At 31.3% G+C, this 13,504-nt stretch carries 16 protein-coding genes and 1 riboswitch; of the genes, 2 read left to right on the plus strand and 14 right to left on the minus strand.

Going from position 1 to position 13,504, the window contains the following annotated elements; all coding sequences use genetic code 11:
* Positions 1 to 85 precede the first annotated feature (85 nt).
* The 13 genes from fliJ to H2684_RS06945 form a co-directional block, all read right to left on the minus strand.
* On the minus strand, positions 86 to 529 hold the full coding sequence (gene fliJ, locus H2684_RS06885; protein ID WP_182088666.1) for a flagellar export protein FliJ: 444 nt from the start codon (positions 527 to 529) through the stop codon (positions 86 to 88).
* Positions 530 to 543: 14 nt separating this feature from the next.
* Positions 544 to 1,851, minus strand: coding sequence for a flagellar protein export ATPase FliI (gene fliI, locus H2684_RS06890; RefSeq protein ID WP_182088667.1), 1,308 nt, complete (start codon positions 1,849 to 1,851; stop codon positions 544 to 546).
* A gap of 21 nt (positions 1,852 to 1,872) precedes the next feature.
* Positions 1,873 to 2,649, minus strand: a complete 777-nt coding sequence (locus H2684_RS06895; protein WP_182088668.1) for a flagellar assembly protein FliH — start codon at positions 2,647 to 2,649, stop codon at positions 1,873 to 1,875.
* Positions 2,633 to 3,649 carry a flagellar motor switch protein FliG gene (fliG, locus tag H2684_RS06900; RefSeq protein ID WP_182088669.1) on the minus strand — a complete coding sequence of 339 codons (1,017 nt, stop codon included), beginning with the start codon at positions 3,647 to 3,649 and terminating at the stop codon, positions 2,633 to 2,635. The genes H2684_RS06895 and fliG overlap by 17 nt, the downstream gene beginning before the upstream one ends.
* A gap of 5 nt (positions 3,650 to 3,654) precedes the next feature.
* Positions 3,655 to 5,256: a flagellar basal-body MS-ring/collar protein FliF gene (gene fliF / locus H2684_RS06905; RefSeq protein WP_182088670.1), complete on the minus strand. Its 1,602-nt coding sequence runs from the start codon at positions 5,254 to 5,256 to the stop codon at positions 3,655 to 3,657.
* Between the two features lie 16 nt (positions 5,257 to 5,272).
* Positions 5,273 to 5,596, minus strand: coding sequence for a flagellar hook-basal body complex protein FliE (fliE, locus tag H2684_RS06910; protein WP_182088671.1), 324 nt, complete (start codon positions 5,594 to 5,596; stop codon positions 5,273 to 5,275).
* Between the two features lie 16 nt (positions 5,597 to 5,612).
* Positions 5,613 to 6,047, minus strand: coding sequence for a flagellar basal body rod protein FlgC (flgC, locus tag H2684_RS06915; protein ID WP_182088672.1), 435 nt, complete (start codon positions 6,045 to 6,047; stop codon positions 5,613 to 5,615).
* Between the two features lie 11 nt (positions 6,048 to 6,058).
* Positions 6,059 to 6,451, minus strand: a complete 393-nt coding sequence (flgB, locus tag H2684_RS06920; protein ID WP_182088787.1) for a flagellar basal body rod protein FlgB — start codon at positions 6,449 to 6,451, stop codon at positions 6,059 to 6,061.
* Between the two features lie 371 nt (positions 6,452 to 6,822).
* Positions 6,823 to 7,689, minus strand: a complete 867-nt coding sequence (locus H2684_RS06925) for a flagellin (RefSeq protein ID WP_182088673.1) — start codon at positions 7,687 to 7,689, stop codon at positions 6,823 to 6,825.
* Positions 7,690 to 7,799: 110 nt separating this feature from the next.
* Positions 7,800 to 8,138: a hypothetical protein gene (locus H2684_RS06930; RefSeq protein WP_182088674.1), complete on the minus strand. Its 339-nt coding sequence runs from the start codon at positions 8,136 to 8,138 to the stop codon at positions 7,800 to 7,802.
* Between the two features lie 196 nt (positions 8,139 to 8,334).
* Positions 8,335 to 8,667, minus strand: coding sequence for a single-stranded DNA-binding protein (locus tag H2684_RS06935; protein WP_182088675.1), 333 nt, complete (start codon positions 8,665 to 8,667; stop codon positions 8,335 to 8,337).
* A 62-nt stretch (positions 8,668 to 8,729) separates the two neighbouring features.
* On the minus strand, positions 8,730 to 10,043 hold the full coding sequence (gene thiC, locus H2684_RS06940; protein WP_182088676.1) for a phosphomethylpyrimidine synthase ThiC: 1,314 nt from the start codon (positions 10,041 to 10,043) through the stop codon (positions 8,730 to 8,732).
* Between the two features lie 113 nt (positions 10,044 to 10,156).
* Positions 10,157 to 10,258: riboswitch (TPP riboswitch) on the minus strand.
* 87 nt (positions 10,259 to 10,345) lie between these two features.
* Positions 10,346 to 10,717 carry a VOC family protein gene (locus H2684_RS06945; RefSeq protein ID WP_182088677.1) on the minus strand — a complete coding sequence of 124 codons (372 nt, stop codon included), beginning with the start codon at positions 10,715 to 10,717 and terminating at the stop codon, positions 10,346 to 10,348.
* 806 nt (positions 10,718 to 11,523) lie between these two features.
* Here H2684_RS06945 and H2684_RS06950 point away from each other — a divergent pair.
* The gene (locus H2684_RS06950) at positions 11,524 to 12,279 is read left to right on the plus strand and encodes an MBL fold metallo-hydrolase (protein ID WP_182088678.1); all 756 of its coding nucleotides are present in this window, start codon (positions 11,524 to 11,526) and stop codon (positions 12,277 to 12,279) included.
* A 55-nt stretch (positions 12,280 to 12,334) separates the two neighbouring features.
* On the opposite strand, the gene dut is transcribed toward H2684_RS06950, so the two are convergent.
* Positions 12,335 to 12,763: a dUTP diphosphatase gene (gene dut / locus H2684_RS06955; protein WP_182088679.1), complete on the minus strand. Its 429-nt coding sequence runs from the start codon at positions 12,761 to 12,763 to the stop codon at positions 12,335 to 12,337.
* 126 nt (positions 12,764 to 12,889) lie between these two features.
* On the opposite strand from dut, the gene H2684_RS06960 reads away from it, so the two are divergent.
* Complete coding sequence (locus H2684_RS06960; protein ID WP_182088680.1) at positions 12,890 to 13,498, plus strand: DedA family protein; 609 nt, start codon at positions 12,890 to 12,892, stop codon at positions 13,496 to 13,498.
* Positions 13,499 to 13,504 lie beyond the last annotated feature (6 nt).

Raw genomic sequence — 13,504 nt, forward strand, 5'->3', positions numbered from 1 at the left:
AAATTTTTAACTTTTATTTTTCAATCTATAATATTTTCTTTTTCTTGTATTTAATTTTTTAATTATGCTCATATCTATAATACAACTATTTGTATCCTTCTCTTCTCATTCTTATAAATCCGTAAAGTGCAAATTCATCATTTGACTTCTGTTCCAATCTATTTTCCTCTTTTATAAATGAAGCTCTTCCTCTCTCTTTTAGGATATCTACTGTCTTTCTTTCAATCTTTCTATTTTTAAGTTCTTTTCTCTTCAATTCCAACAACTTTTTCTTTGATACAAGTTCCTTTTTAGTTTTATCTATACTATTAACTAGAGTATTTATGTACATCCTCGCCATCTTTTGTTCTGCTACTCCATTTATCTTTGAAATATCCTTATACTTGTTATAACTTTTATTTAGATCATCAAGCTTTTCCTCTAACTTCAAGCTTTCCCGTCTTACTTTTTGAAATTCCATTATGCTTTCCTGTTCTCTATCTATTCTCATATCAAGAAGCTTTTGAAGCCTGAATTTGTATTTTTTCATTAGTTTCCTCCATTTTAATTAAACATCTTATAAAGTGCATTTACACTTTCATTAAAAGATGAACTTTCATCCATTCCCTGTTTTAAATAATTTACTATTTCATCATGATATTTTATTGCCATATCTATCTTTTTATTACTTCCTTTCACATAGGCGCCTATATTTATAAGATCCTCGGAATTTTTATAAGTTGAGAGCATATCTCTTCCAAATGATGCATTTTCCCTATGCTTTTTTGTAACTATCTCTGACATAAGTCTGCTTACACTTGAAAGTACATCTATAGATGGATAGTGGTTTTTGTTTGCAAGTTCACGGGACAATACTATATGTCCATCCAATATGCTTCTTACAGAATCTGCTATAGGCTCGTTTAAGTCATCTCCATCTACAAGTACAGTATAAAATGCAGTAATAGAACCTATATCAGACATTCCAGCTCTTTCCATAAGCCTTGGCAGCTTTGCAAATACCGATGGTGTGTATCCCTTTGTTGCAGGAGGTTCACCTATTGCAAGTCCTATTTCTCTCTGTGCCATTGCAAATCTTGTAACGGAGTCCATCATTAGTATCACTTTTTTACCCTTATCTCTAAAGTATTCTGCAATAGCTGTTGCTGTAAATGCTCCTTTGAGTCTTACAAGAGCTGGCTTATCAGAGGTTGCACATACTATAACGGACTTTTTCATTCCATCTTTACCAAGATCTTTCTCTATAAAGTCCTTAACTTCTCTTCCTCTCTCTCCAATTAAAGCAATTACATTAACGTCTGCTTCTGCATACCTTGCAATCATTCCAAGTGTTGTACTTTTTCCAACCCCACTACCTGCAAATATTCCAATTCTCTGTCCCATACCACAGGTTAAAAATCCATCTATTGCCCTTATTCCTGTTGAAATTACATCTGTAATTCTCTTTCTCTTTAAAGGATCCGGCGGTTCTGCATCTAACTTGTATGGTATTCCAGAGGATATAGTTGATCCATCTATTGGATTTCCAAGCCCATCAAGTACTTTTCCAAATAAATCATCAGAACATCTCACACTCAATGGCTTTCTCTCTGGAACCACCCTACATCCTGGTGAAATACCTATGAGTTCTCCAAGAGGCATTAAAATTACATTTTCCTCATTAAACCCTACAACTTCACACATTATCCTGTGGTTTACTTCATTGTAAATGGAACACACTTCACCGACAAATGCCTTTATTCCCTCAACCTCCACAGTCAATCCTATTACTTTTTTTACAATACCTTCCTCATAGCAATAATTTAGTTCAGTTATTTTTCTATTTAGTTTATCAAAATCTATGCTTATCACAACTTCACCTCAAATTAAATATCAACCTTCATCTTTAAAGATTTCCCTTATTCTCTCACATGCAGTATCTATGCTAAATACCATCTTTCCATTATTTCTCTCAATAACTACGTTTCCCTCTTCTATAGATTCATCAGGTATTATAAATATATCTCCCTTAAAAGGTATCTGCTGTTTCCACATATCAACTTTTTCTTTAAATTCACTACAGTATTTTTTTCTACCCTTTATCACAAATGTATTTGTGCCTTTCATCTGTTTTAACGAATCAAATACTATATTATTTAAGCTCTCTTTATCCTTTACTTCATGTCTTAGTATGCTCTCAACTGCATTTACTATAAGCTGCTTTATCTGTCCTTCCTTTTCCTCCAAATATCTTTCTTTTTCAGAAATTGCACTTTTTAATACATCATCTGCTTTTTTTAACATATCTTGCTCTTCTTTTTTTGCTCTATCATAGTTTTTCTTGTATCCATCTTCATAGGCTTTAGTTGAACCTTCTTCTACACCCTTTTTATAGCCTTTTTTATAACCCTCTTCATAACCTTTTTCCTGTGATTTCTTTGCTATATCAGCAGCCTTTTCATAAGCCTCAGAAATTATCCTGTCCCTTTTTCGTCTAGCATCTTCAATTATCGTCTTTCCCAAGTTGTCATAGTTTTCTACAAGTTGATTTTTCTCAGGCTTATCTTTAATTTCCTCTTTATTCTTAATTATAACTTCTGTAAATATACCTTTTTTTCCATGTTTATTTATGCTGTCACCTTTAAATATCTTACTATACGATGATTGCATCTTCTCCTCCTCTTGACATAACTATCTCTCCTGCTTCATCTAATCTCCTTATTATATTTACAATTTTCTGCTGTGACTTTTCAACATCCATAAGTCTAACAGGTCCTAAGAATTCTATATCTTCTTTAAGCATAGCCGAAGCTCTCTTGGATTGATTCCTAAATATTGCATCTGCAACTTCTTCTGAACATCCTTTAAGTGCAAGAGCAAGTTCTTTTGTATCAACTTCACGCAATACTCTCTGAATAGATACATCATCAAGAGTAACAATATCTTCAAATACAAACATAGACTCTTTAACTTGTTCTGCAAGTTCAGCATCCTCTTTTTCAAGTCCTTCTGTAATATTTTTCTCAGTAGTTCTATCAACTTGATTCAATATATCAACTATAGTTTGTACTCCTCCAATTACTTTCATATCGGATTTTACTACAGATGATAACTTATCATCTAATACTTTTTCTATCTCTTTTACAACCATATGTGAGGTATTCCTCATAGTAGCTATTCTATAGGCAACTTCAGTTTGAACATCCTCTGGAAGTGCAGATAATATCTGTCCTGCTTTGTCTGCCTGCAAATAACACAATATAAGAGCTATAGTCTGTGGGTGCTCATCCGATATTATATTTAAAAGCTGATGTGCGTCTGCTTTTCTTGCTATAGCAAAAGGTCTAAACTGCTGAGTTGCTTCTGTTACCTTATTTAATATCTCATTTGCCCTTTGAGTTCCAAGTGCCTTAGATAGAAGGTTTTTAGCATATTCTATACCTCCTTCTATTAGATAGTCCTTTGCTCTATTCATTTCAATAAATTCATTTAATATATCTCTTTTCTGTTCTGCTTTTACAGAACTTATATTTGCTATTTCATAGGTTATCTTTTGTATCTCAGACTCTGGAAGCTTTTTTATTATACCTGCAGATGCCTCTGGTCCAAGTGTTATAAAGAGTATGGCTGCTTTTTGTACTCCAGTCAATGTTTGTTTATCTTTAGCCATTTATATCACCTCTCATCCTCTGCCAGCCATGCCTTAATTACATCGACAACCTGTTCAGGTTTCTCCTTGGCATATTTCTTAATTTCATTTTCAATATGAACATCTTCATTCTCCTCTTCAAAGTCCATAGGATTAAATTTAGGTTTAATAGGTTCCTCTGTAGGATTTTCCTCTTCACCTTCATCAACACCTTTTACAAATCCTTCTTCGTCAAATATATCCTCTTCTTCTGGAGCATGTTTCCTTCTCCAAAGTAAGAATCCAACTATAGCTGCAACTACAACTACAGCTGCAATTGCTCCTGCTATTATAAGTCTTTGTGTCTTTTTCTGCTGCTCTTCTTCTTCCATTGCAGCTATATCTTCTTTTGCATTATCCTCTGCTGTAGTATCAAAAGGAAGTGATTCTACACTTATAGTATCTCCTCTTTGTGGGTCATATCCTATAGCTGACACTGCAAGGTTTCTTACAGATGTTATTGTAGCATTATCCACATCACCATCAATAACTATAGATGCTGTTAGTCTTTTCACACTTCCAGGTGCTTTTATAGTCTTTTCATTTACTGTAGGCACATCGTAATTTCTAGTAACTTCACTAGATGTAGAATTTCCATTGGTTGTAGTAGTTTGTGATGTATTACTCATATTGTTATCAACAGGACTACTACCTGCATTTTGAGTGCCATCAGTATTGCTACTATTTACAATATGTTCACTTACAACAACATTGTTTTCATCATAAGATTTGCTGTCTTGCTGAACTGCATCAAAATCTAAGTCTGCATTTACCGTAGCCTTAACATTGCCTTTCCCATATACAGGTTCCAAAAGACTTAAGAGTTTTTTCTCCATTTGATTTTCATAATTTTCTTTTAGCTCCTGCTGTTTCTCAGCTGAAGTAGCATCAAAATCATCTGAATTTATATCATCTCCATTACTATCGTATAAATCCTTTGAAAGAAGATTTAACTTATTATCTACAACTTCTACATTCTCTTTAGGTAGATTTTTTACACTTCCAGATACCAAAGCTACAAGTGCTCTTACTTGATCCTTTGACAATTGCTGTCCTGACTTGAGCTTAATTGTTACAGATGCAGTAGCTTCACTTGTATCTTTAACAAATTCCGTATCATCTGGAAGTACAAGATGTACCCTTGCATCATCTATTTCAGGAAGAGATTTTATTGTTCTTTCAATTTCTCCCTGTAACGCTCTTTGGTAATTAGCATTAAACTGATTATCTGTTTCTCCAAATTTACTCTCATCTAAAAGTTCAAATCCTTTACTTCCATTTGTTAGCTCTACCTCTGAAAGCACTTGCATCCTAATTTTATCAACTTGACTCTTTGGTACAAGAATTGAATTTCCTTCCACCTTAACATCTACTTTATCACTTTGAAGTTGTTTATATACAGCTGCTGCATCCGTACTATCCATATTAGAAAATAGCACGGCATATTTAGTTTTTCCAAGAGTCACTCCTCCAAATATAAGAGCCGCTAAAATTCCTACAGCCATAATACTAAAAGCTATCTTCTTATTTTTTCCAAGTCCTTTCCATTTTTCTAATAAATTTTTAAAAAATTGCGATAGCTTGCCCATTAATCTAGTTCTCCTTCTATATCTGTGTTCTATTTAGTTCTTCATATGCATCAATAAATTTATTTCTTATTTGAACTGCAAGTTCCAAAGACATTTTAGCCTGCTGTACATCAAGCATAACATCATGAATGTCCACATCATCACCTTTTATAAATTTATCTATACTTTCATCTGCTTTTATTTGATCACTATTTACCTGACTTAACTTGTCCTTTAAAATATTTCCAAAGCTAGATACATTATCTACCGCATCTTCTGTATTTTTACTATCTTCTTTAAACATATCACTACTGATTTTTTTAAATATACTAGTATCAGGTGTAAATTCATTTACTTTCATATGTAAACATATCCTCCTATCTATTTCCTATAGTCAAAGCCTTTGAGAACATACTTTTCTCTGAATTAATAGCACTTACATTTGCTTCATAAGATCTAGTTGCAATCATCATATCTGCCATTTCATTTAATATATTTACATTAGGCATTGTCACATATCCTGAAGCATCTGCATCTGGATTTGATGGATCATATACCCTTCTAAGAGGAGAAGTATCCTCTTTTATTCCAATTGCCTTTACTCCCATAGGAATTTCTTTATATGTACCATTACTATCCATTACTTTGCGTAAATTTTCCTGAAAAACTGCAACTTTTCTTCTATATGGCTTACCATCTGCACCATGAGTTGTCTCAGCATTTGCCATATTTGAAGATATTGTATCCATTCTAAGCCTTTCAGCTGAAAGACCACTAGCACTTATTCTCATAGTATTAAAAGCTTGAATCATAAAATCATCTCCTAATTTCCATTTATAACATTGCTAAGCATACTAAGCTTATTATTTTCAAGAGTTATAAGAGAATTATACATAAGTTCATTTGCAGCTTGGTTCACTGTTTCAATATCAATATCAACATTATTTCCATCTTCTCTCATACTTGTTGAATTATCTACTTTTGTAATTATATCTCCATAATTATTTTGGAGTTTTATATGTCTTTTATCATTTGTCTTTAGTTCAAGATCATCAATGCTTTTTTTAAGATTTTCCTCAAAAGTTACATATTGTCTTTTGTATCCTTTTGTATTTATATTTGCTATATTATTTGATATTGCTTTACTTCTAGCTGAAGCTGCATCAAGCGCTCTTGCAATCAGTTCATCTACGCTTCCATTTTCTCGTATATTTATAGGTCATCTCTCCTTTCTATAATTATTCTAAACTTGAATTTTCTATATTTTTATATATTAGACATCTACTATTATATTCCTTCTCCAAAATATAAATTTTAATTATATTTTATTTTTAATTAAAACACTCCGCATATATCATATTTTATCATAATTATGCATCACAATCTACATAAAATGTAAAATATCTTCTATTCTAATATGTTTTTTCAAAGTTATGCAAGTTATATTAACTCTTATAATATTATACTATGATTAAGGCAAAATAGTTTACCAAAATAATCTAATTTTAAAAAAATATAATTAAATAAGGCCGTCGCATTAACATAAAAAATAGGCTAACACGACAGCCCCATTTAATTACCTCTTATTTATTTATATGTAGATAATATCTGCAAAATATCTTGAGGCAATTTATTAGTCTGTGCAATCATGGCATTAGATGCCTGTACAATTATATCTTGAGTAGAATAATTCATTATTTCCTTTGAAATGTCTGCATCTCTTATACTGCTATCGGCATCAGTCATTTCATCTTTTAATTCTTGAATATTTTCATAACTACTCTGGAATCTGTTTTCAAGAGCACCATACTGACTCCTTATAGACGTAATAGTATTCATTGCATTATCTATTGCATCTAAAGAATTTCCTATATCCCCTTTTAGTATACTATTTTCTCCTCCTGTTCTAAGCTCATACAGTCCTTTTATAAAACTATCGCTTGAACTCTCTGTCATATCCATCTGAGTTATAGTTACACTTTCCCCTGAATTTGCACCTACTTGTATATTAACGCTTTTTTCTTTTCCATCTTCTCCACTTGATTTAAGAAGTTTAAATGTATTAAATTCAGTATTATTTGCTACATCATTTATTCCATCTAACATCTGATCTATTTCATTTTGTATAATAGCCTTATCTTCATCTGTAAGTGATGCATCTCCTGCCTGTACTGTAAGCTGTCTTATTCTCTGAACCATACTTGTTATCTCCTGCATTCCGCCTTCTGCAGTTTGAAGCATGCTTACACCATCTTGAGCGTTCCTAGAGGCAGCTTTAAGTCCACCAATTTGCAATCTTATGTTCTCACTTTGCACAAATGCACTTGGATCATCTTTAGCACTTGTTATTTTATAGCCGCTTGATATCCTTTCAAGACTTGAACTTTGACTTTTAAGCGCCTTGTCCTGAACAAAACTCATAGTTAATGCAGGTATATTATAATTTAATCTCATAAAATCCTCCTTTCTTACATATCTATTATCTATATCTTTATAAGAGAATACAACGCTATTTCAAATCAATTTTATTATCGTAGGTTTTATACATTCACTTTAGAAAAATTTCAATCTATAGTTCTTTCGTAAGGCTCTATTTTAACATACATATTATATAGCTCTATTGCTTGGCTTTCATCTATACGTCCACTTTTAAAATTACGATACAATATATATAAATTTGCATTCATATCTGGATCAGTTTTTTTGGTTTCTTTCATTTTCTTCAGTATTTTCTCTTCAATTGAAGAATCAGAATCACTTAGCTCTCTATCAATCATATCAATCATCTCAGAAATCTGTTTTCTAAGTATTTTACTTTTTTCATTTAATCTAATATCTTTTAATCCTATTTTTATTTTGTTTATAAATTTTCTACTTACCCATATTTTATCTTCACTACCCAAATTTATCCCCCCATTTTAACTAGGTTTACATATATAGCATATTCTGGAATCCAACTAAAAATATTACTCCTTATACTTTATATTATCAATAATTACATATATGTGTCAATTATATCATAGTAAAGGGCGGAAAATTTGATTTTCTGCCCTTTACTCTTAATTAAAAATATAATTTTAAATTTTTAAAAATTTCTAGTTATGCCAATGTCTTTTTCTTGTACTCTAAAAATTGAATTGTATCAGCTTCAACACTTGTATAATATTTTCTAACATTGTCTTTTGTATAACTTTTAGTAGTTATTTTTCCATTTACTCCTAAAAGTCTTCCTTTAGTCAAATACTGCTGAAGCTTTTCAGCTCCTCCACTAAAATAAGACACAGAAATAAAATCTGTTTGCTTTTCTCCATTTTTATCTAAATAATTCTTATCTACAGCAAGTATGAACTTCAAAATGCTCCTCTTACTGTTTTCTATTTTAAATAGCTCTGCATCTTTGGTCAATCTTCCTATAAGGGTGACATTATTCAAATAAATTACCTCCCAACTATTTTTTTATTAATTATATCCACATTGAGAGTATTTAAACATATCTAGTCATCTTTTCTAAGTATATTTACATCTTTTCCTTTCATTACTCTGTTCATATTTCTAACTGAACACATCTTTCCACACATAGTACAGCTGTCACTACATTCTGGGGTGGACTCTTTTCTATATCTTCTTGCCTTCTCAGGATCTATTGACAATTCAAATGTCTTTTCCCAATCAAGCTTCTGCCTTGCCTCTGCCATTTTATTGTCCCATTCAATTGCACCAGGTACACCTTTTGCTATATCTGCTGCATGGGCTGCTATTTTAGATGCTATTATTCCTTCTTTCATATCATCTAAAGTTGGAAGTCTCAAGTGCTCTGCTGGAGTAACATAACATAGAAAATCAGCTCCATAAGATGCTGCAATAGCTCCACCTATTGCACTTGTAATATGGTCATATCCTGGCGCAATATCTGTAACCAAGGGCCCAAGCACATAAAAAGGTGCATTGAAACACAGCTTTTTCTCCAGCATCATATTTGCCTGTATTTCATTTAAATTCATATGTCCAGGCCCTTCTATGATAACCTGTACATTTTTACTCCATGCCTTTTTTGTAAGTTCTCCAAGTACAATTAATTCTTTTATCTGAACTGCATCTGTTGCATCTGAAACACACCCAGGCCTACAGGCGTCTCCAAGACTTATTGTTACATCATACTTTTCACATATATCAAGTATTTTGTCATAGTACTCATAAAATGGATTTTCTTTATGATTAAGTTCCATCCAAGCATACATAAGAGAACCTCCTCTTGAAACTATGTTCATTGTTCTCTTATTCCTTTTAAAAATATCTACAGTTTCTCTATTTATTCCGGCGTGAATAGTCATAAAATCCACTCCATCTTTAGCATGCTTTTCAATTACATTTAAAAATTCACCCTCTGTTATATCCTTTAATTCTTTATCATAAAACCCCACTGCATCATATATAGGAACTGTTCCAATCATAGCACTGCTCATTTTTATAAGCTTTCTCCTAAACTCTTCAGTTTTACCAAAAGAGCTTAAATCCATTATTGCCTCTGCTTTCATTTCAATTGCCTTTGATGCCTTCTTGAGTTCTACATCTACATCAGGACAATCCCTCGATATTCCAAGATTCACATTTATCTTTGTCCTAAGTCCTTTTCCTACAGCCTCAGGATTAAGTGAAGTGTGATTCTTATTTGCAGGGATTACAACTTGTCCACTTGCAATAAGCTCTTTGAGTTTATTTACATCCATGTTTTCCTTTTTAGATACTATTTCCATTTCTCTTGTAATTATACCTCTTTTAGCTGCATCCATTTGAGTAGAATAATTCATAATATTTCTCCCTTCAAATCTTAATTATTTTGTATAATTCAATCTATAACTTAAAAAAACAACAAAAAATCAGCTTTCCACTAGTAGAAAGCTGACATATATGTTCATAATAAAACAACATACAAATACTTTCCCTACGGTAGAATTAACTACATCAGGTTCTAAGGTTTGGAATTAAAATTCCTCTCAGCCATAAGGCACACCCAGTAATAATTTTATTTAATTTTGTACTACGATTTAAGTCTATAACATCTTAGTTTAATTCACAACTTAAATATATTTTCAACAACTGTTTATTTGCTTTAGTGCTTTAGTGGAAGTATTTCTGTCCAATACCCATCTGGATCAGATATAAAATACAATCCCATTTTCTTGTTTTCATAGCAAATACAGCCCATTTCTTTGTGATGAGCATAAGCAGCATCAAAATCATCTGTCCTTACAGCCATGTGAATTTCATTATCTCCAAGATTGTATGGGTCTTTTCTATCCCTAAGCCAAGTAAGCTCTATCTTATATTTACTCTGTCCATCTCCCATAAAAACAAGTATAAAACTATTATCATCAGCTACTTTTCTATCAATTTCCTTAAATCCAAGAGCCTCTTCATAGAATTTCTTTGACTTTTCAAGATCAAAAACATTTATGTTATTATGATCAAATTTAAACTTCAAAGTAAAACCCTCCTTAATTAATGCACAATGCACAATTCACAGTTCACAATGGTTGTTGGTTTTCTTCAGCTTTGCTTCAGAAAAACCTATATTTTTAGATTTTTCCTAAGAAAAATCATCCTTTTAATTCAATTCACAATGCACAATTCTCAATTCACAATGATTGTTAGTTTTCTTACGCTTTGCTTCAGAAAAACTTAAATTTTAGATTTTTCCCTAAGAAAAATCATCCTTCACTGTGATTTGTGAATTCTTAATTCTTAATTATCACCGTGCATTCTTAATTGTGAATTGTATTTAAGTTCACAGTTCTTTTTCAATTCACAGTTCTCAATTCACAATTCACAATGGTTGTTGGTTTTTTCAGTTTTACTTCAAAAACCTAAATTTTAGATTTTTCCTAAGAAAAATCATCCTTCACTGTGATTTGTGAATTCTTAATTCTTAATTATCACCGTGCATTCTTAATTGTGAATTGTATTTAAGTTCACAGTTCTTTTTCAATTCACAGTTCTCAATTCACAATTCACAATGGTTGTTGGTTTTTTCAGTTTTACTTCAAAAACCTATATTTTTAGATTTTTCCTAAGAAAAATCATCCTTCACTGTGATTTGTGAATTCTTAATTCTTAATTGTCACCGTGCATTGTGCACTGTGAATTCTTAATTGTCACTGTGCATTCTTAATTATCACCGTGATTTGTGCACTGTGAATTCTTAATTGTCCTCGTGCATTGTCTTGCAGTGTAAAATTAATTGTACTATTATATGTTTAATAATACAATTATAAAAGATGAGGTGAAGATATGTCAAATACTCATAATATAAAAGTGCATTACCTGTATCACAGTGGATTTGCAGTTGAAACAGAAAACCATTTTCTAATATTTGATTATTATAAAGACAATTTTATGGGGAAAGAAAAGTCCTTAGAAAATGGGCTTATTTCAGATGAATTAATAAAAAGCAAAAAAAATATACTTGTATTTGTATCACACAGTCATCCAGACCACTTCAATCCTGTTATTTTAAAATGGTCAAACTTAAATAAAGATATAAAGTATATAGTAAGCAATGATGTGTATATTGAAAACTCCATAAAAAATTGCTATAAACTTTCTAAATACGAAGATATTTCATTTAAAGATGAGGGAATTTATATAAAAGCATTTGGTTCAACGGATATTGGGATTTCCTTTCTTGTAAAAATTGATGGAATAACACTATTCCATTCAGGAGATCTAAATCTTTGGTATTGGAAAGAAGATCCTGAAAATGAAAGAATATCAGCTGATATAAACTTTAAATTTGAAATAGAAAAATTGAAAGGCGAAAAAATAGATGTAGCATTTTTCCCAGTAGATCCAAGACTAGATGAGTACTATATATCTGGTGGAAAATATTTTATAGAGAATATACATCCAAGCATATTTTTCCCAATGCACTTTTGGAATAATTATTCAATAACTGAAAAATTCAAGGAAGATATGAAAGATTCTAAAACTCAAGTTATGTCTATTAAAAATATTGGTGAAACATTCAATTTAAATATTACAAATTAAAAGGCTGCCTAAGTTAAATCTTAGGCAACTCTTTTAAATTACAGCTTATTATATCTTAAACTCCAGTTGAACCAAAGCCATCCTCTCCTCTTTCCGTATTTGAAAGATTTGAGGTTTCCTCTACTTCTACCCTTTCCACAGGTTTTACAACCATCTGTGCAATTTTCATATTTTCCTCAACTAAAAATGGCTTTTCACCTAAATTTATTATAAGTACTTTTATCTCACCTCTATAGCCTTCATCTATAGTTCCTGGAGAATTCAAAAGGGTTATTCCGTTTTTTAAAGCAAGGCCACTTCTTGGTCTTATCTGTGCCTCAGTGCCTTTAGGAAGCTGAATCTTTATCCCTGTATGTATTAATTTCCTCTCCATAGGTTTTATTAAAACTCTATCTACAGAAAAAAGATCAAGTCCTGCATCTCCTTCATGAGCATAAAATGGGATAACAGCATTTTCCTTTATCTTTTCAACTAATAATTTCATATATAACATCTCCTCTCCTATACTTTACTTAATACACTATGCCATTATACTATTTTTTATGATTTACACTCAAATTTCTCTGTGATAAACTAATTATAAACAAGAGAAAATAGAGGTGAATGCATATTGGATTCCATAATAAATCTATTTCATGACTATGGTTACATAATACTCACTATATCTTTAATGCTTGAACTCATAGCCCTCCCACTTCCAGGTCAAACAATTATGACTTACTGTGGATATATAATAGGCGTAGAAAATATGAGCTGGTCTATTGGGATATTAATGGCTTCTATTGGTGGAATAATTGGAATTACAGTATCCTATTTCATAGGCAAAGCACTTGGAAGGCCATTTTTTGAAAGATACGGTAAGTTCATATATCTAGATAAAAAAAATTTAAAGAAGATATCTATTTTCTTTGCAAAATATGGTGTATTTATGTTATTTATCGCATACTTTATACCTGGTGTAAGGCATATAAGTGGATACTTTTCAGGTATAATAAAAATTCCACTTAAGAAATTCATGTTGTGTTCTTACATTGGAGCTTTTATATGGACATCTACTTTTATATCATTTGGAAAATTTTTAGGAAACAACTTCAATTTACATAACTTATTTTTTACAAAATATACTTTAATAGCAGTTATTGCAGTTATAGTTTGTTTAATCTTATTTTATTATATAAAAAAAGGCTTAATGGTAGTTTTCATTAAGCCAAATTTATAAAATTAT

It is taken from the genome of Clostridium sp. cel8 (assembly GCF_014050525.1).
Classification (GTDB): Bacteria; Bacillota; Clostridia; order Clostridiales; family Clostridiaceae; genus Clostridium_B.

Excerpts from the sequence above, each read along its gene's own strand:
- fliJ (WP_182088666.1), bottom strand. The coding sequence starts at position 529 with ATGAAAAAATACAAATTCAGGCTTCAAAAGCTTCTTGATATGAGAATA.
- H2684_RS06895 (WP_182088668.1), bottom strand. The coding sequence starts at position 2,649 with ATGCAATCATCGTATAGTAAGATATTTAAAGGTGACAGCATAAATAAA.
- fliG (WP_182088669.1), bottom strand. The coding sequence starts at position 3,649 with ATGGCTAAAGATAAACAAACATTGACTGGAGTACAAAAAGCAGCCATA.
- fliF (WP_182088670.1), bottom strand. The coding sequence starts at position 5,256 with ATGGGCAAGCTATCGCAATTTTTTAAAAATTTATTAGAAAAATGGAAA.
- fliE (WP_182088671.1), bottom strand. The coding sequence starts at position 5,596 with ATGAAAGTAAATGAATTTACACCTGATACTAGTATATTTAAAAAAATC.
- flgC (WP_182088672.1), bottom strand. The coding sequence starts at position 6,047 with ATGATTCAAGCTTTTAATACTATGAGAATAAGTGCTAGTGGTCTTTCA.
- H2684_RS06925 (WP_182088673.1), bottom strand. The coding sequence starts at position 7,689 with ATGAGATTAAATTATAATATACCTGCATTAACTATGAGTTTTGTTCAG.
- thiC (WP_182088676.1), bottom strand. The coding sequence starts at position 10,043 with ATGAATTATTCTACTCAAATGGATGCAGCTAAAAGAGGTATAATTACA.
- H2684_RS06950 (WP_182088678.1), top strand. The coding sequence starts at position 11,524 with ATGTCAAATACTCATAATATAAAAGTGCATTACCTGTATCACAGTGGA.
- dut (WP_182088679.1), bottom strand. The coding sequence starts at position 12,763 with ATGAAATTATTAGTTGAAAAGATAAAGGAAAATGCTGTTATCCCATTT.